General features: G+C 73.0%; 19 protein-coding genes. 10 read left to right on the top strand and 9 right to left on the bottom strand.

The features are described 5' to 3' along the window. Positions 1 to 253 precede the first annotated feature (253 nt). Positions 254 to 1,354 carry a citrate synthase 2 gene (locus tag AB0I06_RS18010; protein WP_363119785.1) on the top strand — a complete coding sequence of 367 codons (1,101 nt, stop codon included), beginning with the start codon at positions 254 to 256 and terminating at the stop codon, positions 1,352 to 1,354. On the opposite strand, the gene AB0I06_RS18005 is transcribed toward AB0I06_RS18010, so the two are convergent. Then, positions 1,333 to 1,875: a diadenosine tetraphosphate hydrolase gene (locus AB0I06_RS18005; RefSeq protein ID WP_363119784.1), complete on the bottom strand. Its 543-nt coding sequence runs from the start codon at positions 1,873 to 1,875 to the stop codon at positions 1,333 to 1,335. The genes AB0I06_RS18010 and AB0I06_RS18005 overlap by 22 nt on opposite strands. A 465-nt stretch (positions 1,876 to 2,340) precedes the next feature. Between AB0I06_RS18005 and AB0I06_RS18000 the strand changes: the two genes are divergently transcribed. Beyond that, positions 2,341 to 3,735, top strand: a complete 1,395-nt coding sequence (locus AB0I06_RS18000; RefSeq protein WP_363119783.1) for a PAS domain-containing protein — start codon at positions 2,341 to 2,343, stop codon at positions 3,733 to 3,735. 22 nt (positions 3,736 to 3,757) lie between these two features. On the opposite strand, the gene AB0I06_RS17995 is transcribed toward AB0I06_RS18000, so the two are convergent. After that, positions 3,758 to 4,513 carry an SIS domain-containing protein gene (locus tag AB0I06_RS17995; protein WP_363119782.1) on the bottom strand — a complete coding sequence of 252 codons (756 nt, stop codon included), beginning with the start codon at positions 4,511 to 4,513 and terminating at the stop codon, positions 3,758 to 3,760. A gap of 271 nt (positions 4,514 to 4,784) precedes the next feature. Between AB0I06_RS17995 and AB0I06_RS17990 the strand changes: the two genes are divergently transcribed. Together AB0I06_RS17990 and AB0I06_RS17985 are read left to right on the top strand one after the other, a co-directional pair. Then, positions 4,785 to 5,477 (top strand): metal-dependent transcriptional regulator, encoded by a 693-nt coding sequence (locus tag AB0I06_RS17990; RefSeq protein ID WP_363119781.1) that lies wholly within the window; start codon positions 4,785 to 4,787, stop codon positions 5,475 to 5,477. Between the two features lie 632 nt (positions 5,478 to 6,109). Next, positions 6,110 to 6,997, top strand: coding sequence for an alpha/beta hydrolase (locus AB0I06_RS17985; protein ID WP_363119780.1), 888 nt, complete (start codon positions 6,110 to 6,112; stop codon positions 6,995 to 6,997). 19 nt (positions 6,998 to 7,016) lie between these two features. Here AB0I06_RS17985 and AB0I06_RS17980 read toward each other — a convergent pair whose 3' ends face one another. The 3 genes from AB0I06_RS17980 to AB0I06_RS17970 form a co-directional block, all read right to left on the bottom strand. Beyond that, entirely contained in the window at positions 7,017 to 8,639 is a 1,623-nt protein-coding gene (locus AB0I06_RS17980) for a transporter (RefSeq protein WP_363119779.1), read from the bottom strand. Then, entirely contained in the window at positions 8,636 to 9,427 is a 792-nt protein-coding gene (locus AB0I06_RS17975; RefSeq protein ID WP_363119778.1) for an ABC transporter ATP-binding protein, read from the bottom strand. The genes AB0I06_RS17980 and AB0I06_RS17975 overlap by 4 nt, the downstream gene beginning before the upstream one ends. 111 nt (positions 9,428 to 9,538) lie before the next feature. After that, positions 9,539 to 10,201 (bottom strand): bifunctional DNA primase/polymerase, encoded by a 663-nt coding sequence (locus AB0I06_RS17970; RefSeq protein WP_363119996.1) that lies wholly within the window; start codon positions 10,199 to 10,201, stop codon positions 9,539 to 9,541. Between the two features lie 306 nt (positions 10,202 to 10,507). On the opposite strand from AB0I06_RS17970, the gene AB0I06_RS17965 reads away from it, so the two are divergent. Both AB0I06_RS17965 and AB0I06_RS17960 read left to right on the top strand, forming a co-directional pair. Beyond that, on the top strand, positions 10,508 to 11,893 hold the full coding sequence (locus AB0I06_RS17965) for a transcriptional regulator (protein WP_363119777.1): 1,386 nt from the start codon (positions 10,508 to 10,510) through the stop codon (positions 11,891 to 11,893). 200 nt (positions 11,894 to 12,093) lie between these two features. Next, a complete protein-coding gene (locus AB0I06_RS17960) occupies positions 12,094 to 13,824 on the top strand; it encodes a hypothetical protein (RefSeq protein ID WP_363119776.1) in 1,731 nt (576 codons plus the stop codon). A gap of 88 nt (positions 13,825 to 13,912) precedes the next feature. Here the strand turns inward: AB0I06_RS17960 and AB0I06_RS17955 are convergent, their stop codons facing one another. Next, positions 13,913 to 15,223 carry an ABC transporter substrate-binding protein gene (locus tag AB0I06_RS17955; protein WP_363119775.1) on the bottom strand — a complete coding sequence of 437 codons (1,311 nt, stop codon included), beginning with the start codon at positions 15,221 to 15,223 and terminating at the stop codon, positions 13,913 to 13,915. A gap of 117 nt (positions 15,224 to 15,340) precedes the next feature. On the opposite strand from AB0I06_RS17955, the gene AB0I06_RS17950 reads away from it, so the two are divergent. Next, positions 15,341 to 15,841 (top strand): hypothetical protein, encoded by a 501-nt coding sequence (locus tag AB0I06_RS17950; RefSeq protein ID WP_363119774.1) that lies wholly within the window; start codon positions 15,341 to 15,343, stop codon positions 15,839 to 15,841. Positions 15,842 to 15,887: 46 nt separating this feature from the next. Next, positions 15,888 to 16,769 carry a formyltetrahydrofolate deformylase gene (gene purU, locus AB0I06_RS17945; RefSeq protein ID WP_363119773.1) on the top strand — a complete coding sequence of 294 codons (882 nt, stop codon included), beginning with the start codon at positions 15,888 to 15,890 and terminating at the stop codon, positions 16,767 to 16,769. Positions 16,770 to 16,811: 42 nt separating this feature from the next. Here the strand turns inward: purU and AB0I06_RS17940 are convergent, their stop codons facing one another. Both AB0I06_RS17940 and AB0I06_RS17935 read right to left on the bottom strand, forming a co-directional pair. Then, the gene (locus AB0I06_RS17940; protein WP_363119772.1) at positions 16,812 to 18,122 is read right to left on the bottom strand and encodes a maleylpyruvate isomerase N-terminal domain-containing protein; all 1,311 of its coding nucleotides are present in this window, start codon (positions 18,120 to 18,122) and stop codon (positions 16,812 to 16,814) included. Further along, the gene (locus tag AB0I06_RS17935) at positions 18,119 to 18,700 is read right to left on the bottom strand and encodes a sigma-70 family RNA polymerase sigma factor (protein ID WP_363119771.1); all 582 of its coding nucleotides are present in this window, start codon (positions 18,698 to 18,700) and stop codon (positions 18,119 to 18,121) included. Before AB0I06_RS17935 ends, AB0I06_RS17940 begins: the two co-directional genes overlap by 4 nt. Before the next feature lie 363 nt (positions 18,701 to 19,063). On the opposite strand from AB0I06_RS17935, the gene AB0I06_RS17930 reads away from it, so the two are divergent. Together AB0I06_RS17930 and AB0I06_RS17925 are read left to right on the top strand one after the other, a co-directional pair. Beyond that, on the top strand, positions 19,064 to 19,444 hold the full coding sequence (locus AB0I06_RS17930) for an STAS domain-containing protein (RefSeq protein WP_363119770.1): 381 nt from the start codon (positions 19,064 to 19,066) through the stop codon (positions 19,442 to 19,444). Positions 19,445 to 19,612: 168 nt separating this feature from the next. Further along, entirely contained in the window at positions 19,613 to 20,125 is a 513-nt protein-coding gene (locus AB0I06_RS17925; protein ID WP_363119769.1) for an EF-hand domain-containing protein, read from the top strand. A gap of 29 nt (positions 20,126 to 20,154) precedes the next feature. Here AB0I06_RS17925 and AB0I06_RS17920 read toward each other — a convergent pair whose 3' ends face one another. Continuing rightward, a complete protein-coding gene (locus tag AB0I06_RS17920) occupies positions 20,155 to 21,657 on the bottom strand; it encodes an AMP-binding protein (RefSeq protein ID WP_363119768.1) in 1,503 nt (500 codons plus the stop codon). Between the last annotated feature and the right edge of the window lie 77 nt (positions 21,658 to 21,734).

Here is a 21,734-nt window from a genome sequence, read left to right as displayed (position 1 = left end):
TCGTCACTGCATGGCACTGAGTGCCGTGAACCCTCCCCAAAGCTGGCACTCGGGGATATCGTTTCCGTGCCGTTCCGGTTGGGTGACCGCCGACCGCACGGGGCATCACAGGGGGAGACCGGCCGGGACCGCGAGTCGCGCAGACGACCGTGGATCCACCGGACGGCCGCCCGCTTCGCCAGCTGACTGACACATGGTTCGCACGACCCACCCCACTACACCATCTGTCACTTACATCACGAGGAGCCGCCTGATGTCCGACTTCGTACCCGGGCTCGAGGGAGTCATCGCGTTCGAGACGGAGATCGCCGAACCGGATAAGGAGGGCGGCGCGCTCCGGTACCGAGGCGTCGACATCGAGGACCTCGTCGGCCACGTCTCGTTCGGCAACGTCTGGGGCCTGCTCGTCGACGGCGCCTTCAACCCCGGTCTGCCGCCCGCCGAGCCGTTCCCCATCCCCGTGCACTCCGGCGACATCCGCGTGGACGTCCAGTCCGCCCTGGCCATGCTGGCGCCCGTCTGGGGCCTCAAACCCCTCCTGGACATCGACGTCGAGGAGGCCCGCGAGGACCTGGCCCGCGCGGCCGTCATGGCACTGTCGTACGTCGCCCAGTCGGCGCGCGGGCAGGGCCTGCCGATGGTTCCGCAGCGCGAGATCGACAAGGCCCAGTCCGTCGTCGAGCGGTTCATGATCCGCTGGCGCGGCGAGCCGGACCCCAAGCACGTGGCCGCGGTGGACGCCTACTGGACGAGCGCCGCCGAGCACGGCATGAACGCGTCCACCTTCACCGCCCGGGTCATCGCCTCGACCGGCGCGGACGTGGCGGCGGCGCTGTCCGGCGCCGTGGGCGCGATGTCGGGTCCGCTGCACGGCGGCGCCCCCTCCCGGGTCCTCGGCATGATCGAGGAGATCGAGCGCACGGGCGACGCGGAGGCCTACGTCAAGAACGCGCTCGACAAGGGCGAACGCCTCATGGGCTTCGGCCACCGCGTCTACCGCGCCGAGGACCCCCGGGCGAGGGTCCTGCGCCGCACCGCCCGCGAGCTGGGCGCCCCCCGCTTCGAGGTCGCCGAGGCCCTGGAGAAGGCGGCCCTCGCGGAACTCCACGCCCGCCGCCCCGACCGCGTCCTGGCCACCAACGTCGAGTTCTGGGCGGCGATCGTCCTGGACTTCGCCGAGGTCCCGGCGCACATGTTCACGTCCATGTTCACCTGTGCCCGCACGGCCGGCTGGTCCGCCCACATCCTGGAGCAGAAGCGCACGGGCCGCCTGGTGCGCCCCTCGGCCCGCTACGTGGGCCCGGGCACCCGCAACCCCCAGGAGGTCGAGGGCTACGGGGACATCGCCCACTGACCGACCCACCCGACGGCCTCACCCATCCCGGGTGAGGCCGTCCGCCGGCCTCCCTCCGCGAGCCGGTCCAGCTCCTCACCGATGACCTCCCGCAGCCGGTCGTGCCGGGACCCGAGCGCGTACCGCCCCTCGCCCCACCACTCCCGCGGATACAGCCACACGGGCAACCGCACCAGCTCCTCGGGCTCCCAGTCGTACCGCGGCCACACATGCGCGTGCAGAAACCCGTCGGCGTTCCCGAGGATCTCCAGATTCACCCGCCGGAACCCCGACTCCACCCGCCGGCAGGCCCGCTCCACGGCCTCCCCCAGCCGGTCCATGCCGTCCAGGAACGCCAGCCGCCGGCTCCGCGGCAGCTCGGACAGCCGTTGCACCCCGGGATCATCGGTCAGCAATACCGAGTAGCCCGGCAGGAACTGCACATCACCGATCACCGCGAATCCGGCGTCCAGCCTCCGCAGCACGGTCGGGTTCTCACCCCGCAGGGCGCTGCCGATCCGGTCGTCGCGCCACGTACCCACTACCGCCGCCCCCCGGAAAGCACGGGAAAACGCAGACGACCCGCGAGTCTGGTTCCTCCTGGGGAGGAGCCGGCCGGACGTACCGGCGACTCGCGGGTCGGGTGACTGCCTGAGATTGGGCCGGCTGCGCGCTTGGATCACGCGCTGGTCCGGCACCGCACTGAGTGTGGTGACGAGCCCTAGCCCGCAGCCACCTCACGCGTCCGGTTCTCATACATCTGCCGAACCACCTCCCTTCTCGTGTACCTGGAACCCTAGGAAACGGTCCGGCCCCGCATCAACTGTTTTTACCGGGTCCGATCCGCCCCGTGGGACCGTCCCGTGGCGTTGACGTGGGGATTGCCGCCGTACAACGATTCCTTCAATGTTCTGGGAACTCGGTGTGCGCTGGGTCACGTTCCAGTTGAATGATGGCAAGGAGCGCCGGCGTGCCGGACGTACGGACGCAGCCTGCAGGGGGTCCAGGTGAGTGCTTCCCGGCGTAGTGGGACCACCGACGAGCTGGGGCCGGACGAGCCCGAGCACGGCTCGGACGGTTCGGATCTGCTGGCCGCGTTGCTGGACGGGATGGACGCGGCGCTGTGCGCGTTCGACGCCGACGGGGTCGTCACGCACTGGAACCGTGAGGCCGAGCGGATCCTCGGCTGGAGCGCGGACGAGGCCGTGGGGCGGCGCGGGCTGGCCGGATGGGCCGTGCGCAGCGCGGACGCCGAGGAGGTCGAGGGGCGGCTGCTGTCGGTGATGCACGCGCCGGGGCGGCAGGTGCACGAGTTCGCCCTGCTGACCAAGGACGGCGGGCGGGTGCTCGTGCGGACGCAGTCGGCGGCGGTGCGCGGGCCGGACGGAAAACCGGCGGGGGTCTACTGCGCGTTCAGCGAGGTGCACGCGCAGATCGACCTGGAGCGGTCGATCGCCCTGAGCGAGGCCCTGTTCGAGGACGCCAGCTGGGGCGTCGTGCTGGTGGACGTGGACCTGCGGCCGGCCGTGGTGAACGCGCACGCGGCCCGCGCGCTGGGCACCGGGCGCACGTCGGTGCTGGGGCGCCCGCTCGGGGAGTTGCTGTCGCAGGGCGTGGAAGAGCTGGAGAGCGCGCTCCAGCACGTGCTGGCGGAAGGCGCGCCGCCCGCGCCCGCCGAGGTGTGGGTGACGGTGCGCGCGTCGGAGGGCGAGAAGCGGCGATGCTGGCGCAGCGGCTTCCTGCGGCTGGCCTCGCCACTCGCGGAGGAGCCCGTTCCGCTGGGGGTGGGCTGGCTGTTCCAGGACGTCACGGAGGCCAAGCAGGCCGAGCAGGAGGCGTCCTTGCTGCGGTTCCGTATGCAGCAGCTGCACCGGGCGTCGCGGGCCGCCGCCGAGTGCGAGGACCCGGGGGAGGCGGCGACGGTCCACCTGGACTTCGCCCTGGCCGGTTTCGCCGACCACGCGCTGATCGACCGGGTGGCCGGGGGCGCGCTCACCGACGCGGAGACCGAGGGGCCGGTGCGGCTGGTCCGGATCGCCGCCACACCCTCCGGGGCGCCGGGCCCGAGCAAGCTGGCGGGCCGCGCGGGCCTGCCCGTCCGGTACGCCGAGGGCCACCCGGCCCTCCAGTGCGTCGAGCGCGCGGGAGCCCTGCGCGCCGGCGCGGGCGCGGTCTCACCGGAGGCGGCCCGCGAGTGGGCCCTGGCCCGCCAGTGGCCCCCGGACGCGGTGCACGCCCTGTGCGCGGTGCTGCGCAGCCGGGGCCGGACCCTGGGCGTCGTGACGTTCCTGCGGGGAGCGGGCCGCAGCGCCTTCGAACGCTCCGACGCGATGTACGCGGAGGACGTGGCGGTACGGATCGCGGCGTCCCTGGACCTGGCCGGGTTGTCGCAAGGGGAGTGAGCGGCGCTCGCGCCCGGTCTTCTCAGTGCCGGTAGAAGATCCGGTCGCGGTACTGCTCCATCACCCGGGTGTTCCAGTCGTGGCCGCCGTCGACGTTCCCCGAGCGCAGCAGGGGCGGTTCGATGCCGCGGTCGGCGAGGGTGGTGGCCGTGGTCGCCATGACGGCCTGGAGGAGCGCCGAGGTGACGACCGTGGAGGCGGGGGCGAAGGGGGCCGGGATGCCGTCGTGGGTGAGTTCCGCGTCGCCGACCGCGATCTTCGAGTCGAGGACGAGGTCGCAGTGGTCCTTGAGGTACGTGCCGGAAGAGTGCCGGGACTTCGTCTGTGAGGCGTAGGCCACCGAGGTCACGCCGATGACCTTGACGCCCAGGGAGCGCGCGCTCATGGCCATCTCCACGGGCAGGGCGTTGCGCCCCGACAGGGAGATGATCAGCAGGGCGTCGCCCTCGCGGAGCGGGGAGCTGTCGAGGACGGCGCTCGCGAGGCCGTCGACGCGTTCCAGGGCGGAGCCGAGCGGCGCGGGCATGACGTCGACGCCGACGACCCCCGGCACGGCGAGCAGATTCATCAGCGCGAGGCCGCCGGCCCGGTAGACGAGGTCCTGCGCGGCGAGGGAGGAGTGCCCGGCGCCGAAGGCGAAGAGCCGGCCGCCGCCCGCGACGGTGTCAGCGAGGAGCGTCCCGGCCGCGGCGATGGCGTCGCCCTCCTCGTCGCGGACCCGCCCCAGCAGGCCGATCGCGGCGTCCAGGAACTGTCCGGCCGGCGCGCGGTCGCTCATACGGGGTCCCTTCGGGCGGGCTCGGCGGCTTGTGTCGCGCATCACCGTGCGGTCTGGACCAGCGCGGTGTCAATACGGCCGTGCGGGTCGCGCGCCGAGCGCCCGGGCGATGCCCGAAAGGGAACTCCGTACCCTTGCGCCCGGCCGTGTAATCCCGGGCTTTCCCTCCGGCGGCACGGTTGTCGGTGGTATCCGGCAGAATTGGTTGCAGGGCCAGCGCACACGCCGGTGAGCCGTCCAGCCTCCGGCAGATCTCATTCGAGGGGCACGTATGTCCGGACTGATCGACACCACGGAGATGTATCTCCGCACCATCCTCGAGCTGGAGGAAGAGGGTGTGGTCCCCATGCGCGCCCGTATCGCCGAGCGGCTGGACCAGAGCGGTCCCACCGTGAGCCAGACCGTGGCGCGGATGGAGCGCGACGGCCTGGTGTCCGTGGCGAGCGACCGGCACCTGGAGCTCACGGACGAGGGACGCCGGCTGGCCACGCGGGTCATGCGCAAGCACCGCCTCGCCGAGTGCCTGCTCGTGGACGTGATCGGTCTGGAGTGGGAGCAGGTGCACGCCGAGGCCTGCCGCTGGGAGCACGTGATGAGCGAGGCCGTGGAGCGCCGCGTCGTCGAGCTGCTCCGGCACCCCACGGAGTCGCCGTACGGCAACCCGATCCCGGGTCTGGAGGAGCTCGGCGAGAAGGACGGCGCCGACCCGTTCCTGGACGAGGGCATGGTGTCGCTGGCCAGCCTCGCCCCGGGCGCCGAGGGCAAGACCGTGGTGGTGCGCCGGATCGGCGAGCCGATCCAGACGGACGCCCAGCTGATGTACACGCTGCGGCGGGCGGGCGTGCAGCCCGGCTCGGTGGTGAGTGTGACGGAGTCGGCGGGCGGGGTGCTGGTGGGCAGCGGCGGCGAGGCGGCCGAGCTTCAGTCGGATGTCGCCTCCCACGTGTTCGTCGCCAAGCCCTGAGCCGCCCGGCGCCGTGCGGGTGTGCCCCGGCATCGTCAACGGCCTTGGCGGGCGGGGCCCTTGCGGGTTGGCGTGATCCGGACCGCATCCGCGATCCACTGCGTCGAATCGCAGCGCTCGTGGGCTTCCCGTGCGACGCTGTCGCGTGAGGCATATGACCTGAGGGGCTCTGGGCCGCGGCTCGACAGCGATGTCACCCGGCCGGGGAGGGGGCTGGAGGATGTGCCGTGACGTCGGGGATGGCCCCGGCGCCCTGTGGCGCCGGGGCCTGTCCTCCCCTGTGCTGACCCGGAGCCCCGAGCTCTCAGGGTCATTCCCTCCGGACCGGTTTCCCCGAGCGGTCCGTCCCCCGCTGAAGATCTCCCCCCGGCAGCGCCGGTCAATCCCCGGGGGTGGTCACTCGAACGAGGGGTGTTGCCCGCGAGAACCCCATCCTCGAATGCGCATTCGATAGTCTGCGGACGGCGCACGGCACGGTGCACCCCGCACGGCACACGTGCTCGGACAGGTACGACGGCAAGCAGGGCAGAAGGAACAGCAGGGCAGAAGAACAGCAGGCGGAACACGGTTCACAGGACCGGCCGGCTCGCAGGGGAGTCACGGTCCGCGCGAAGCTTGGGGGGTGCCAGGGCATGGCGCGACGCATCGACGTGACCGGGACGGGCGGCGTACGCCTGGCGGCCTGGGAGTTCGGCGACCCGCCCAAGACCGATCCGGCGCGGGACGGGCAGGGATCGCCCGACGGGCACACCACGCCAGGCGTGCTGTTACTGCACGGCCTCATGGGCCGCGCCTCGCACTGGGCGTCCACCGCCCGCTGGCTCTCCGCGCGCTACCGCGCGATCGCCCTCGACCAGCGCGGCCACGGCCGCAGCGACAAACCCCCGCAGGGCGCCTTCACCCGTGACGCCTACGTCGACGACGCCGAGGCCGCCCTGGAGCAGCTCGGCCTCGCCCCGGTCGTCCTCATCGGCCACGCCATGGGCGCGCTGACCGCCTGGCAGCTCGCCGCCAAGCGCCCCGACCTGGTCCGCGGCCTGATCATCTGCGACATGCGGGCCTCCGCGCTCGGCGGTGCCTCCCAGCGCGAGTGGGGCCAGTGGTTCGAGTCCTGGCCGCTGCCGTTCGCCACCCTCGCCGACGTCCGCAAGTTCTTCGGCGAGGACGACCCCTGGGTGGAGCGGCCCAATCCGGCCAGGGGCGAGTTCTACGCCGAGGTGATGGCCGAGTCCCCGGACGGCTGGCGCCCGGTCTTCGAGCCGGAGCAGATGCTCCGCTCCCGTGAGACGTGGGTGTACGACGCGCACTGGGAGGAGCTGGCCCAGGTCCGCTGCCCCACCCTGGTCGTGCGCGGCCTGGACGGCGAGCTGGGCCGCGCCGAGGCCCAGGAGATGGTCCGCGTCCTGCCCCGCGGCCAGTACGCGGAGGTCGCCGACGCCGGCCACCTGGTGCACTACGACCAGCCGGATGCCTGGCGCGCCGCCATCGAGCCGTTCCTGGACGCGCTCGGCGACCACTGACGCCTGCCCGCCGGGGGCGTCACCCCTTGCTGACCGCGGCCAGGATCTCCGGCAGCCGCCGGGCCGTGCGCGGCGCGGCCAGCTTCAGCCCCGCCGCCGTGAGCGCCGCCCCGTACGCGGTGCCCACCGGCAGCAGCAGCCAGGCCCAGTCCTCGCCGCCGGCGCTCACGTTCAGCCAGATCGTGAGGGCGATGACGGGCGCGCACAGCAGCGCGGCGGCCATCATCCCGCCGAAGATGGAGATCCAGGCGAGACCCACCTGCCCGGGGGCGACGTTCTTGTAGCCCTCCTGGGGGATGGAGTAGGGGAAGCGGGCGGACGTCCACGCCCCGGTGGCGAGCATCGCGCCGAGCAGCGCGAAGGACAGCCCGAGCGCCTCGGGCAGCCGCCGCCAGTCGCCGAGCACGGCCGTCGTCAGGACCGTCACGAGCGTGGCGTACGGCAGGGTGATCAGCAGCAGGGCGTACGCCCGGGCGCGCAGCTCGGCGTAGGCGTCGCGCGTCGAGGAGATCGTCAGCGCGACCATCCAGAACGCCGAGGTGTCCTGCCCGAACTGGTTGTACATCTGGATGCCGAGCATCCCGGCGGCGAAGCAGGAGAAGTACACCGACCCGGTGCCCTGCCAGGCGTTGAACACCGGCACGATCAGCCCGATGGCCAGCGATGTCACCCAGGCGGCCTTGGTCTTCGGGTCGCGCCAGACGTACCGCAGGCTGCGCTCCATGACCGCGCCCGTGCGGCTGGGGGCACCTCCCAGGCTTTCGGCACCGGGGGAGCGCAGCAGCCGCGTGAGCCCGGTCGACGAGCGCTCCTTCGCTGCCGACTCGGCACCCGCCAGGGTGGAGCCGTCGGGCGAGGTCATCAGCCGCGTCAGATGCCGCGACCAGAGGGCGAGCAGCGCCACCAGCGCACCGGCGGTCAGGGCCAGTTGGGCCGCGGCGCGCCCGTACGAGCCCTCGCTCACCGCGTGCACGGCCCCGATCGCCGTCGCGGGCGGCAGCCACTGGAGCACGTCGGCGGCCGGGTCGAGTTCGCCCAGGCCCGACGTACCGAGCCGCTGCGCGCCGAAGTTGACGATCTGCGCCCCGACGGCGATGACCAGCCCGCTGAGCACCGCGAGGTCGCGCCCCTTGCGGCTGGTCAGCAGCCGCACGTTGGCGGCGGCGACGGCCCGCGCGAGGGCCACGCACACCAGCAGCGCCAGCCCGACGGCGACGACACCGACGGCGAACGCCGCCCCGCCCCGCGCCACCGCGACCACGGATCCGACCAGCAGGCACAGGGTGAACAGCGGCCCGATGCCCACCAGCGAGGCCGTGAGCAGGGCCCGTACCAGCGGCCGGGGCCGCAGCGGCAGCATCACCAGCCGGGTCGGGTCGAGGGTCTCGTCGCCGCTGGGGAAGAACAGCGGCATCACCGCCCAGCCGAGCCCCAGCACCGCCACCGCCAGCACGACCACCGACTCGGCGTGCGCGTGCCCGCGCAGCGCGATCAGGCCGATCAGCTGGAGCGCGGCGAACAGCAGGGCGCAGACGGCCGAGGCGATGTAGGCCGCCTTCCGGCCGCCGGACTGCCGCAGTCCGTTGCGCAGCAGTGACAGCTTCAGCCGGACGAAGACGGGGGTGATCGCGGGGGTGCTCACCGCGACCCGCCGCCCAGCCAGTCCAGATCGGACCCGGCGTCCCGGCTCTCGGCGCCGACGAGTTCGAGGAAGGCCCGTTGCAGCGAGGGCGCGTCCCCGCGCACCTCGGCGAGGGTGCCGGTGGCGCGGATCCGCCCGGCGGCCATCACCGCGACCCAGTCGCACAGCGACTCGACGAGCTCCATGACGTGGGAAGAGAACACGACGGTGGCGCCGGAGGCGGTGTACCGCTCCAGGACGCCCCGGATGGTCTGCGCGGAGACGGGGTCGACACCCTCGAACGGCTCGTCCAGGAACAGCACTTCGGGATTGTGGAGGAGAGCGCCGGCGAGCCCGATCTTCTTGCGCATGCCGGTCGAGTAGTCGACGACCAGCTTGTGCTGGGACCCGGCGAGATCGAGGACGTCGAGGAGCTGGGTGGCCCGCTTGTCGACCTCGGCACCGGGCAGCCCGCGCAACCGCCCGCTGTACGCCAGCAGTTCCCGCCCCGAGAGCCGCTCGAACAGCCGCAGCCCCTCCGGCAGCACGCCGATCCGCGCCTTCACCTCGACGGGGTCCCGCCACACGTCGTGCCCGACCACCTCGACGGTCCCGTGGTCGGGCCTGAGCAGCCCGGTCACCATCGACAAGGTGGTCGTCTTCCCGGCCCCGTTCGGCCCGACGAGCCCGATGAACTTGCCCGCGGGCAGCTCCAGATCGATCCCGGCGACAGCGACCTGCTGCCCGAACCGCTTCCAGAGCCCCTGCACACGCACAGCGCTGACTCCCACCGCGCCTCCCTCCGTCACCCTGCACCCTACGGTTTCGGTGGGGCCCCAGGGGCGCGGGGAACTGCGCGACGAGCCACGAACAACGCACAGCCGCCGACGAAGACGAACCAGGCAGACGAACGGGCGCTCCTAACGATCCCTGCCGCACGCATAGGCCAACGGCGAGATCAACTCCTCCGCGTCCGGCAGCCACCGATTGGCCGGAGTCGGCCGGCAGGCCCACTGCACGGCCCCCCGCGACCCGAACCGCGTGGGCGGCGCGGCCACATACGCCCCCTCGCCCAGCACGGTCAGATCCAGCGACGACACCGACCAGCCCAGCTTCCGCACCAGGTCGGGCACCTTCGCCCCGGCCCCCGGCAGCACGAAGAACTCCATCCGCCGGTCCGGCGTGAGCGTCACCGGCCCGAGCGTCAGCTCCATCCGCTCCATCCGCGCCAGCGCGAGGAACCCGGCCGTCTCCGCCACGGAGATCGCGTCGAACGTACGCCCCGTCGGCAGCAGGATCGACGCGGTCGGCTGCTTCTGCCACATCCGCCGCGCGACCGTCGCGCTGCCCGTCGCCTGCGTCGCCCAGTCCGGACGCGCCGGGTGCGACCCGGGCGCCGGGCACGCCGCGTCACCGCAGGAACAGCGCTGACTGCCGTCGACGGCTTCCAGCCAGGTGCCGGGGAACACGTCCCAGTGGCGCTCCTCGGCGTAGCGAACAGCGGTCTCCAGCAGCGATTCCCCGCGCTGCTTCGGGATCTGAGCGGCTTCCGTGCCGGCGATCGTCTCTTCCACGATGAACACAACTCTGGTCGTCACCAGGGGTTACGCCCGCCCGCGTGCGCGGGGGAGAGCATCGCCCCTGTTCGCGGGGCGCATGGGTGCATGTGCGGGGGCGCGCGGGAGGAACCGTCGTCGGAGCTGGGTAACCACGAGGGGGGCCGGCGACAGCCGGTACCCCGGCATTCCTCACATGCCTCGCATTTTCGCCTGGTCGGCGGGGCATTGATCTTCACGGCCGGATCCTTTCGCTGGGACGTGGGAGGCCCGGCCGCGGAAGACACGTCAACTCGGTGCGTGGGCAGGCACCGCAGCCACAGGGGGTACGCCATGGCCGCAAGGCCGCTCGTCGCCCGGCAGCCGAACGAACGGCTCCAGGCGCTCATCCAGGAAGCCGGATGCTCCAACGCCGGCCTGGCCCGCCGGGTCAACATGTGCGGTGCCGAGCACGGCCTCGACCTGCGCTACGACAAGACGTCGGTGGCGCGCTGGCTGCGCGGGCAGCAGCCACGCGGACGGGCCCCGGCGATCATCGCCGAGGCCCTGGGCCGCAAGCTCGGCCGTACGGTCACGATCGACGAGATCGGCATGGCCAACGGCAAGAACCTCGCCTCGGGCGTGGGCCTGCAGTTCTCGCCGACGGTCCTGGGGGCCATCGAGCAGGTCTGCGAGCTGTGGCGCAGCGACGTGGGGCGGCGGGACTTCCTGGCCGGCTCCTCCGTCGCCGCGTCCGCGCTGGTCGAGCCCAGCCGCGACTGGCTGATCTCCGCGCCCGACGCGCAGGTGTCGCGCTCGGCGGGACCGCGGGTGGGGCAGTCCGACGTCCAGGCGGTGCGGGCCATGACGCAGGCGCTGGTGGATCTCGACCACCAGTACGGCAGCGGGCATGTGCGGCCGGTCGTCGTGCACTACCTCAACAGCGTCGTCTCGGGGCTGCTGGCGGGCTCGTACCGGGAGGCCGTCGGGCGGGACCTGTTCGCCGCGGTGGCCCGGCTGACGGAGCTCGCCGGATACATGGCCGTCGACACCGGGCAACCCGGCCTGGCCCAGCGCTACTACATCCAGGCGCTGCGGCTCGCGCAGGCGGCGGGGGACCGCGGCTACGGCGGGTACGTCCTCGCGGCCTCCATGAGCCACCTCGCCGCGCAGCTCGGAAACCCGCGGGAGATCGCGCAGTTGGCGAGGGCGGCGCAGGAGGGGGCGCGGGGGCGCGTGTCCCCGCGTGCGGAGTCCATGTTCCACGCGGCGGAGGCGCGCGGGCACGCCCTCCTGGGCGACGTGCGCGCCGCCCAGACCTCGGCCGGGCGCGCGGTGAGCGCCCTGGAGGCGGCCGACCCGGCCGCCGGGGACGACCCGGTGTGGATCGCGCACTTCGACGAGGCCTATCTCGCCGATGAGTTGGCCCACTGCCACCGGGACCTGGGGCAGGCCGAGGCGGCGGCCCGGTGCGCGCAGGAGTCGCTGGCCGGACACCCCCGGTCGCGGGCGCGCCGCCGGGCCATCGGCTATGTGCTGCTGGCCACGGCGCAGGTGCAGCAGCGGGAGATCGAAGAGGCCTGCGCCACAGGCATGAAGGCCGTGGAACTGCTGGAGGGGCTGCGGTCCAACCGGGGCGCCGAGTACCTGGAGGACTTCCAGCAGCGGCTGGAGCCGTACCGGGACGAGGCGGTGGTGAGGGAGTTCGGAGCACGGCTGGACCTCCAGGCCGCGGCGTGAACACACGGCCCGCCGATGCGTGAACGTACGGAAAACGGCCGCCCGGCCCGGGGGAGGTGACAGGAACGGCGGCCGTGATCCGGCGGTGTTACCGCGCTCACAGGGCAGGAGGCCGGGCCCTGCTCTGCGTGGCACGGGGCTCCGGGGACCCGGTAGCGTGAGCCGACGATTCACAAGGTCCCCCATTAGTAGGAGTCCCGGTGACGCAGAGTGGACAGGGCGAGGAGCCCTCGGCGCGCCCCGCGCGCGAAGGCATCGTGCTGCCCTCGGACGGTGGCGAGCCCCTGCTGCCGGGCATGACGGGCGGACCGGGTGACGCCCCCGGCCACCGGACCGCCCCGCCGCCGACGGGCGGGCCGCAGGCGTCCGCCCCCGCGGAGGGCCAGACCTGGGGCCGGCCGTGGGGCCCGGGGCAGCAGCAGACTCCGCCGCCGGACCGAAGCGGGCAGTCCGCGCAACAGTGGGGCACGCAGGCCCCGCCCGCCTGGGACGCCCAGGCCCCGGGAGCACTCCCTCCGGAGGGCGCCCGGCATCAGAACCCGTACGCCGGTGCGGCGGGGAACCCCGACCCGTACGGCGCGGCCCAGCCGTCCGCGGCTCCGCCCGGCCACAACCCGTACGGCACCCCCGGCGCCGGTGCCCCGCTCCCCCCGGAGGGCTCGGGCGCACCCGCGTACGGCTACCCGCACGGGACCGGCCCCGGCGGACAGCAGTCGCAGGCGGCCCCCGGCCACGGGTATCCGCACGGGACCGGCCTGCCGCCGGCCGTCGACGCGTACGGCGCACCCGGCGGGCCGTACGCGCACTCCCCGGCCTCCGGTGCCTACGGGACCGCCCCCGGCGGCGCGCCCCTGCCCCCGGCCGCCGACGAAGGGGCCACGCAGTACATACCGCCCGTGGCCGCCGACGAGGGGGCGACCCAGTACATACCGCCCGTGTCGCCGGCCGCCGACGAAGGGGCCACCCAGTACATACCCCCCGTCCGGCCCGGGGCGCTGCCGCCCGAGATGCGGTCCGGGGCGGACCCCGAGGCCACGCGGTTCCTCGGGACCGGGCCGCTGCCGCCCGCCCCGAACCCGGACGCCGAGGCGACGCAGTACATCGCGCCGGTGCCCGGCGGGGACAAGCAGCCGCCCGCCGAGTTCGACAACCTCTTCCGCGGTGGCGGTCAGGGCGCCGAGGGCCCGGCCGGGGCCACGCAGCAGATGCCCCGCATCGAGCAGCCCCGCCCCCAGCCCGCGTACGGCGCCCCCGAGCCCTCTCACGTTCCGCCCGGCGCAGGGCGCTCGCGCGGTGGCCGTTCCGGCTCGCGCGTGCCCGTCATCGCGGCCGTCGGCATCGGCATCGCCGTCCTCGGCGTCGGCGCGGGCGCGCTGCTCGCCAGTGGCGGAGGCGGCGGGGACGAGGGCGGTGACAACAAGACCGTGGCGGCCTCCGCGCCCGCGACGGACGGCTCCGCCTCACCGTCGGCCGACCCGGCCCGGGCCCAGGCCGTCGAGCTGGACAAGCTGCTGGCCGACAGCGGCAACAGCCGCAGCACCGTGATCGCGGCGGTCGCCGACGTCAAGGGCTGCGACAACCTCTCCCAGGCCGCGAAGGACCTGCGCGACGCGGCCAAGCAGCGCAGCGGGCTGGTCACCCGGCTCTCCGGCATCGAGGTCGACAAGCTGCCCGACCACGCCGCGCTGACCAGCGCCCTCACCAAGGCCTGGCAGGCCTCCGCCTCGGCCGACAACCACTACGCGGCCTGGGCCGACCAGACCGCCGGCCGCAAGGGCTGCAAGAAGGGCCAGGCCCGCGTCACCGGCCAGACCCAGGCCGGCAACCGGGCCAGCGGCGTCGCCAGCGCCGAGAAGGCCAAGGCGGCCGGGCTGTGGAACGGGATCGCGAGGAAGTACGGCCTGACCGAGCGCCAGCCGACCCAGCTGTGACGGGGACGGCGCGGGCGGGACGTCCCCGGCAGGGACGTCCCCGGCAGGGACGTCCACGGCCGGGCCGTCACGCACCGGGCCGCCGGGCTCAGTGGTTCACGTCGGCGTCCTGAAGCGTCTTCGTCGTGTCGACGAAGCCCTTGCGCGCCGACACCAGCCGCCCCTCCCGCACCACCTGAAGGGTCACGTTCGCGTTGACCAGACGCGGGAAGCCCACCGAGGCGAGCTTGTCCTGGAACCGCCACCGAAGCGTCGGCGTGAGCCCGCCCGTGGTGACCTTCAGACCGTCGTCCAGGGCCTCCGTCACCGTGTCCGCGGTCACCGCGCCGCCGCCGAGCGACTCCGCGATCTGCCGGAACACCGTGTAGGCGATCCACGTCGTCTGCACTCCGGCGTCCGCGGGGTCGATGCGGTTGTCGCCGAAGGCCTCCTCGCGGATCACCCGCTTCATCTCGTCCCAGCGCCGGTCGCTCGCCACCGGGTACCAGCCGGTGATGTACGAGCCCTCGTAGGGCCCCGAGGCGCCGCCGGTCGCGTCGATCACCGTCTGGTCCACGCTGCCGAGCACGGTGGCCGTCCGCACGTCCGGGTAGTCCTCGCGGGCCCGCCGGAAGGAGTCCATGAAGGTGCCGTTGCGGTCCCCCAGCGCGGGCACCACACACCCGTCGTCCGCCGCGCCGGCCGTCGTCGTGCGCAGCGCGCGCTCCGCCTGGCCGTCGTACTCGGTGGCGTCCTCCGCCGCCCGCAGGTCGTGCGAGGCCCGGTGGCCGCCCGCCTTGAGACCGGAGTCGAGCAGCGGGGGCAGCTGATCGCCCGTGATGGTGTCGGGCCGGATCAGCGCGACGGTCCCGCACCCGGCGAGGGCGCTGCCCAGACCGGCGAGCAGCGCGGGCTGGCCGCCGTTGACCGGGTAGGACAGGGGGCTGGTGAACTCGGCGTTGGTGATGCCGTAGCCGCCCAGGTAGGGGATGCCCGCCCCCTCCAGCGAGGGGAAGAAGGAGTCCGCGTGCTGGCTGTAGGACCCGACGACCGCGACCACGTTCTCCTTGGCGGCCCGCCGGGCGCACTTCGCGGCGGCCACGCTGTCGTTGTGGTCGTTGCAGGTCAGCACGTTGAGCTCGCGGCCGTTGATCCCGCCGTGGGCGTTGACCCAGCGGGCGTAGGCCTGGGCGAACGCGGGCATGCCGGGCTTGTTGGTGGCCCTGGTGTCCTGCGGGGCCCAGGTCATGACGGTGATGGTGTCGCCCCCGGCATCCCCCGTGGTGCCGGGGACGACACCGCAGCCGGCGAGGAGCGACGCGCTCGCGACCGCCGTGCCCGCGCGGAGTATGCCGTTTCTGGCGTGACGGGTGAGGAGGCCGGGGAGGAATGGGCTGCGGGTGCGTCGCCTGCCGGTCATGGTTCCGCACGATTCCGTCACATCACCAACCCTTGAGTGATCTCGGGTCGACAATGGGTGACGCGCCGGTGAATTGCGGGGGTCGGTGTGACCGATGTGGAGGGGAACGTACGATCGATGACCGTGCAAGCTTCGGAGAACTCTTCCCGTCGTGGCCGTCGCTCATCCACCATGGGCGGCATGCCTGTCAACGACATGCCGTGGTGGCGCTGGCGCAGCAACGTGCGCTCGGCGTTGCACATGCTCTCCGACCCGGGGTTCCAGAGGGAGGTCTGGCTGGCCGGCGTGGAGGGCTACGGGGACGTGACCGACGCGGTGTACCGGCTGGTCGAGGACACCTGGCTGGACCACTGGTCCGCCGAGAAGTACGTCGGCACGATCTTCCGCGACTCCCAGGAGGCGGCCCTCGTCGACACCGCGGTGCTGCGGGTGCTGCGGATCATGCACCAGGTCGGGCCGGACGCGCCGGTCGCCGCGTACCTCGAGCACGAGGCGTGGCCGGAGGCGGTCCGGGCGGCCCGGGACGCGCATGTGCGGCTCGCGGCGAGCGACGGCGAGGAGCCGGACACGCCGCCGCGCAGCCTCGACGTGCTGCGGATCATGACCAGGTCCGCCTAGCGGGACGATTGCCGGTGGTGTCGTTCCTTGTGGGAACCTGTCCTGCATGAACGAGCAGTCCACCAGCGCCGCGGTCCCGCCCGACCAGTACGTCCTCACCCTGTCCTGCCCTGACCGCAAGGGCATCGTGCACGCCGTGTCGAGCTACCTCTTCATGACCGGGTGCAACATCGAGGACAGCCAGCAGTTCGGCGACCACGACACGGGACTGTTCTTCATGCGGGTCCACTTCTCGGCGGACGCGCCGGTGACCGTGGAGAAGCTGCGGGCCAGCTTCGCGGCGATCGGTGACTCGTTCCAGATGGACTGGCAGATCAACCGGGCCGACCAGAAGATGCGCATCCTGCTGATGGTCAGCAAGTTCGGGCACTGCCTCAACGACCTGCTGTTCCGGGCGCGGACCGGGGCGTTGCCGGTGGAGATCGCCGGGGTGGTGTCGAACCACACGGACTTCGCTGAGCTGGTGGGCTCGTACAACATCCCCTTCCACCACATTCCGGTGACGAAGGACACGAAGGCCGAGGCCGAGGCGCGGCTGCTGGAGATCGTGCGCGACGAGGGTGTGGAACTGGTCGTGCTCGCCCGGTACATGCAGGTGCTGTCGGACGACCTGTGCAAGGCGCTCTCCGGGCGGATCATCAACATCCACCACTCGTTCCTGCCGAGCTTCAAGGGCGCGAAGCCGTACCACCAGGCGCACGCCCGGGGTGTGAAGCTGATCGGGGCCACCGCTCACTATGTGACGGCCGACCTCGACGAGGGGCCGATCATCGAGCAGGAGGTCGAGCGGGTCGGGCACGATGTGACGCCCGAGGGGCTGGTCGCGATCGGGCGGGACGTGGAGTGCCAGGCGTTGGCCCGGGGTGTGAAGTGGCATGCCGAGCGGAGGATTCTGCTCAATGGGCGGCGGACAGTGATTTTCGCCTAGGAGCTCGGTTCGTCCCGTGCGGGTGCGGCGCCCCTGAGCCGCTCACATCCTGCTCAGTGAGGCGGCCGCGAACAGGACGTCCCTGATCGCCTCCTTGTCTCCCACCTGGCCTGCCGCCGCCTCCTGCGGAGGGACGTGGCCGGCGGCCAGGCGGCAGAACTCGACGCCGTCCAGGGCCACATGGGCCACCTCGTGCTCGGCGGAGCCCTTCGCCGCGGGGGAGTCCAGCGGGATCAGCCACTCGCCGCCGCCCGAGCCCTCGATCTCCAGGCGGAGGCTGCGGCCCGGTTCGCCCGCCGCGACCAGGTGGCGGTGGTGGGCGGGGGAGGCCAGCCCGGCCCGGCGGCGGTGGGCCAGGGCCGTCGGCAGCATCCGGGCCGCCAGGTCGATCATGCGGTGCAGATGGCGCGGCGAGGGCGGGTCGTAGGGGTAGTCGACCGCGTCGGCGATGTCCTCCGCGTGCACCCAGCACTCGAAGGCGCGGTCGAGCATCGCGTCGTGCAGGGGCAGCTCGAAGTCGCCGTAGGACACGGGCAGCCGGCCACCGCCGTCCGTGAAGGACACCGTGCGCACGAGGTTGTGGCTCTGTTCCCGCCAGGGCGCCCGCAGGAAGCGGGAGGGCGGGAAGTGCGAGGCGCGCCAGAACGCCTCGGTGCGGGCCGCCGGAGTCGGGTGCCGGGGCGGGGCGTCGCCCAGCGGATCGTCCAGGCCGAGCGCGACCGCCACCAGGCCGTCGACGCTGAGCAGGTGCGCGATGACCCCGGCGACCGTGGTGCGGCGGCTGGTCGGCTCGTCGGAGCGGAACCAGCGCAGCCGTACCGGCGCGTGCCACTCGGCGTCGCCGAAGTCCTGGAGCAGCGCGTCCAAGCGCGCGGTCTCGGCGTCGTAGGCGGCCGCCCACTCCGGTACCGGGATGCGCGGCGGGCGCCGCTCCAGGCAGGTCTGAAGGACGCGGGTGCGCAGTCCGGGGTCCAGGTCGAGACTCTCGGAGCGGTGCAGCAGTCCGACCGCCTGGCGCAGCCGCCGGGCCTCGTCGGCGCAGTCGCCGCACTCGCCGAGGTGCTCCTCGACGGCCGTGGCCTCCTCGGCCGAGCAGGCGGCCAGCGCCCAGGCGCCGAGCAGGGCCTTGAGCACGGCGTGCTCGAAGACGGGCGGTGCGGGCGGCGGCGTGGGCAGCGGCAGTCCGCCGTCCTCGACGGAGACCCGGGGCATGGGGATGCGCGGCGGGCGTCCGGGCTCCGGGGCGTCGCCGCCGTCGTCCCGGGCGCCGTCCCCGTCCCGCCGGCTGCCCTGCTCCTCGCGGCCGTCCTCCTCGCCGCCGTCGTACGCCTCGAACCGCTCGGGCCCGTTCACACCGCACCCCCGAATCCGGGCGGTGCGCCCGGTGCCTCGGTCTCGTGGGCGGTGGAGAGCAGTTGCAGGCCCAGGCGCAGCCGGCGGCGGGCCTCGTCCTCGGTGATGCCGAGGTCGGCGGCGGTCTGGCGGTAGTCGCGGCGCTGGAAGTAGGCCCGTTCCAGGGCCGAGCGCAGCGGGACCGGCATGGACTGGACGATGTAGTCGGCGCGGGCGGCGACCGAGGCGCGGCGCACCCGGTGCTCCAGTTCCTCCGCGGTGCCGGCGCCGTCGCGGGCGAGGGCGGCGGTCTCGGTGGCGCGCAGCCGCTGCACCGCCAGCCGGTGGGTCAGCGTGGCGACCCAGGTGCGCAGCGGGCCCTGCTTGGGGTCGTAGGTGTCGGGATGCTCCCAGACGTGGAGGAAGACCTCGCGGGTGACGCGATCGGCGGCGTGTTCGTCGCCGAGCACGCGGTGGGCCAGGCCGTGCACCAGGGAGGCGAACCGGTCGTAGAGCTCACCGAGGGCGGCCGCCTCTCCGCGGGCGAGCCGCTGCTGCATCTTGCGGTCCCAGCGCGGCGGTACGTCCTTTTTCGCCATGCGGCCCCCTCACCCCCTGCTCGTGTCCCGCGCGCGTGCCCTGTCCAGCCTGTGCCCGACGTCTCCTCGAATGTAGTCGGCACGTCCGGTAGCGCACGCCCCTTTGTGGCAATGTGCGCCCCCTGACCGGCCGCAGGTGGTAGAGGACCACCGGCGCTCGCACCGGGTGCCTTTGGGCTCGCGCCTACCCATGAACTCTCCGATCAGACCTGACTGAAGAGGATCGAACAGGATCGAACTCGACTAAAACAAGCCTCTTCCGCGGGGGATCCGTTTTTCGGGTTGCGTTTCGGGGAAACGCCCGCTGGGCAGCCGCGCTGCAAGGAAGCGTAGGGACTGCTTCCGTTCTGGCGAGCGAGGGGCGTGGTGGTGACCTTCAAAGTGACCGGCGGTGAGCAGGGCCAATGGGCCGTGCTCCAGGTGTCGGGCGAGCTGGATCTGGTGACATCCCCGGTGCTGCGTCAGCGTGTGCACGACGTGGTCGCCGAGGGACACCACTGTCTCGTCCTGGATCTGTCCGAGGTGTTCTTCTGCGACTCCAGCGGTGTCGGTGTGCTCATCGCGGCCCGCCGGCTGATCCGCTCCTGCCAGGGCCGGCTGCGCCTGGTGCTGCCAGCCCGGGGCGCGGCCGACGGCTCCCACGTCAACCGGGTCCTCGGCGCGCTGGGCGTCCGCAGGCTGTTCGACGTGTACGGCGATGTGGACGCGGCCCTGGGCGACGAGGGCGAACCCCTGTCCGCGTGACGGGGCGGTGAGGCACGGGCGGCCGAGTGTCGCCGTTCCGGCACACCGTTGTCCCGGAATTCCCCCGGTCTTGGCTGAAGTGACGTTTTTCCACGCCCGAACGGCTCCCTCCGTCGTACGCTCCGACCGAGACCCACCCCACCCGACGTAAGGCGGCCCGAAAGAGACATGGTCAGCAGCGAGTACGAGCGCAGGATCGCCGCCCGGTTCGCCACCTTCGACCAGGACGGCAACGGCTACATCGACCGCGAGGACTTCTACGGCGCGGCCAAGGGGCTCCTGGCGGAGTTCGCAGTGGCGGCCCGGTCCGACAAGGGGCAGGCCCTGTACGGCGGTGCCGAGGCCTTCTGGCAGGGCATGGCCGGGATGGCGGACCGTGACGGCGACCAGCGCATCACGCGCGAGGAGTTCGTCAACGGCGCGGTCAAGCGCCTGCGCGACAACCCCGACCGGTTCGCCGAGATCGCCCGCCCCTTCCTGCACGCGGCCCTGGACGTCGCCGACACCGACGGTGACGGTGCCGCGACGGTCGAGGAGGCCGCACGCGTCCTGAAGTGTCTCGGCGTCCCCGAGGATGCCGCCCGGCCGGCCGCCGCCGCGCTCGACGGGGACGGTGACGGCAAGGTCGGCGAGGCCGAGGTCGTCCCGGCCTTCGCCCGCTACTTCACCGTGCCCGAATAGCCCGAGCGGGGCCGCGCGCCCGAGCGGTCTCACATGCCCGCGAAGCGCGCGCGGAGCCGGTACTTCAGCACCTTCCGCAGGGTCTCGCCCCGCGGAAGGGCGTCCACCACCTCCAGCCGCTCGGGCAGCTTGTGCACCGACAGCCCCTCGGCGCGCAGGAAGGCGGTCACGCCCGCGAGCGTCAACGCCTCGGAGCCCGGGGGCTGTTCCACCACCGCGCACACCAGCTCCCCGCGTTCGGCGTCCGGCAGCCCGATCACCGCCACGTCGCCGACCGCCGGGTGCCGGTGCAGCAGGTCCTCGATCTCCCGGGCCGAGATGTTCTCGCCCTTGCGGATGATCACGTCCTTCAGGCGGCCGGTGAGCACCAGGTGCCCGGTCTCCGTCAGGTGCCCCAGGTCGCCGGTGCGCAGGAAGCCGTCCTCGTCGAAGGCCTGAGCCGTGTGCCCCGGGTCCAGGTACCCGCGGCACACGGCCTCCCCGCGCAGCCGCACCTCCCCGTCCACGACCCGGATCTCCATGCCCTCCGGCGGCCGTCCCTCGGTCGTCGCCAGCAGCTCGGGGCTGTCGTCCGGTGTTCCCATGGTGATCATCGGCACCTCGGTCATGCCGTAGCCGTGGGTGAGTCGCACGCCCATCTCCCGCTCCACGGCGTGGTACAGCTCCGGCGGCTTGGGCGCCCCGCCGCCCGCCAGCAGCCGCAGGGTCGGCACCACGGGCGTGCCCGGCCGCTTGCGCTGCTCGGCCAGGAACATCGAGTAGAACGCCGTCGACCCGCCGGCCATGGTCACCCCGTGCGCGCGGTAGGCCTCCAGCGCCTCCGGCAGCGCGAACTGCTCGAACAGCACCGCCGGGAAGCCGTACAGCAGCAGCATCACGGTGTAGTCGGGCCCGCCGATGTGGGCGTAGGGGAAGGCGATCGAGCCCACGTCGTCCGCCGAGGGGCGCAGCGCGTGCGCCAGGCAGGAGCCGCCCGCGAGCAGTGAACGGTCCGTGTGCAGCACGCCCTTGGGTTCGGAGGTGGTGCCGGACGTCCAGTAGATCCAGCGGACGGCGGTGCCGTCACGGGGCGGGGGAGGCAGCACGGAGGGGTCGCCGTCGGGCAGGTCGCCGTAGGCCTCGAAGACGCCCTTCGCGCCCAGCCGGCGGGCCATCTCCGCGTGGTCGAAACCGCGCCAGAGGCCCGGCACGGCGAAGAACTCCGCCCGGGACTCGCGCAGCGCGAAGCCGACCTCGCGGTCCCGGTGGAAGGGGATCAGCGGGCTCTGCACGGCGCCGAGCCGGGCCAGGGCGAAGGACAGCACGGCCGTCTCGATACGGGTGGGCAACTGCCAGGCCACCACGGTGCCGGGGCGTACGCCCATGCCGTGCAGCCCGGCCGCGACCCGCTCGGCACGCGCGCGCAGGCCCTCGAAGGTGAGCGTGCGGCCGTCCTGGAGGAACAGCGGCCGGTCGGGGGTGAGAGCGGCGCGGCGGGTGACCAGCTCCCACAGGGTGCGGGACGCACTCAGGGCGTGCGGGGTGTCGTTCACTGCTGCCCCCTGCTCCTTGGATACCGCTTGGCTGGCGGGTCGTCAGATGCGATGCTATCTGACGGAGCATCAGATGA

Source organism: Streptomyces sp. NPDC050674, from assembly GCF_040654575.1.
GTDB lineage: Bacteria > Actinomycetota > Actinomycetes > Streptomycetales > Streptomycetaceae > Streptomyces.
The sequence above is the reverse complement of the archived record's forward strand: the minus strand, read 5'-3'. Positions and strand labels throughout refer to the sequence as shown.

Excerpts from the sequence above, each read along its gene's own strand:
- AB0I06_RS17990 (WP_363119781.1), top strand. The coding sequence starts at position 4,785 with ATGTCCGGACTGATCGACACCACGGAGATGTATCTCCGCACCATCCTC.
- AB0I06_RS17995 (WP_363119782.1), bottom strand. The coding sequence starts at position 4,513 with ATGAGCGACCGCGCGCCGGCCGGACAGTTCCTGGACGCCGCGATCGGC.
- AB0I06_RS17985 (WP_363119780.1), top strand. The coding sequence starts at position 6,110 with ATGGCGCGACGCATCGACGTGACCGGGACGGGCGGCGTACGCCTGGCG.
- AB0I06_RS17935 (WP_363119771.1), bottom strand. The coding sequence starts at position 18,700 with ATGGCGAAAAAGGACGTACCGCCGCGCTGGGACCGCAAGATGCAGCAG.
- AB0I06_RS17925 (WP_363119769.1), top strand. The coding sequence starts at position 19,613 with ATGGTCAGCAGCGAGTACGAGCGCAGGATCGCCGCCCGGTTCGCCACC.
- AB0I06_RS18010 (WP_363119785.1), top strand. The coding sequence starts at position 254 with ATGTCCGACTTCGTACCCGGGCTCGAGGGAGTCATCGCGTTCGAGACG.
- purU (WP_363119773.1), top strand. The coding sequence starts at position 15,888 with ATGAACGAGCAGTCCACCAGCGCCGCGGTCCCGCCCGACCAGTACGTC.
- AB0I06_RS17955 (WP_363119775.1), bottom strand. The coding sequence starts at position 15,223 with ATGACCGGCAGGCGACGCACCCGCAGCCCATTCCTCCCCGGCCTCCTC.
- AB0I06_RS17950 (WP_363119774.1), top strand. The coding sequence starts at position 15,341 with ATGACCGTGCAAGCTTCGGAGAACTCTTCCCGTCGTGGCCGTCGCTCA.
- AB0I06_RS17965 (WP_363119777.1), top strand. The coding sequence starts at position 10,508 with ATGGCCGCAAGGCCGCTCGTCGCCCGGCAGCCGAACGAACGGCTCCAG.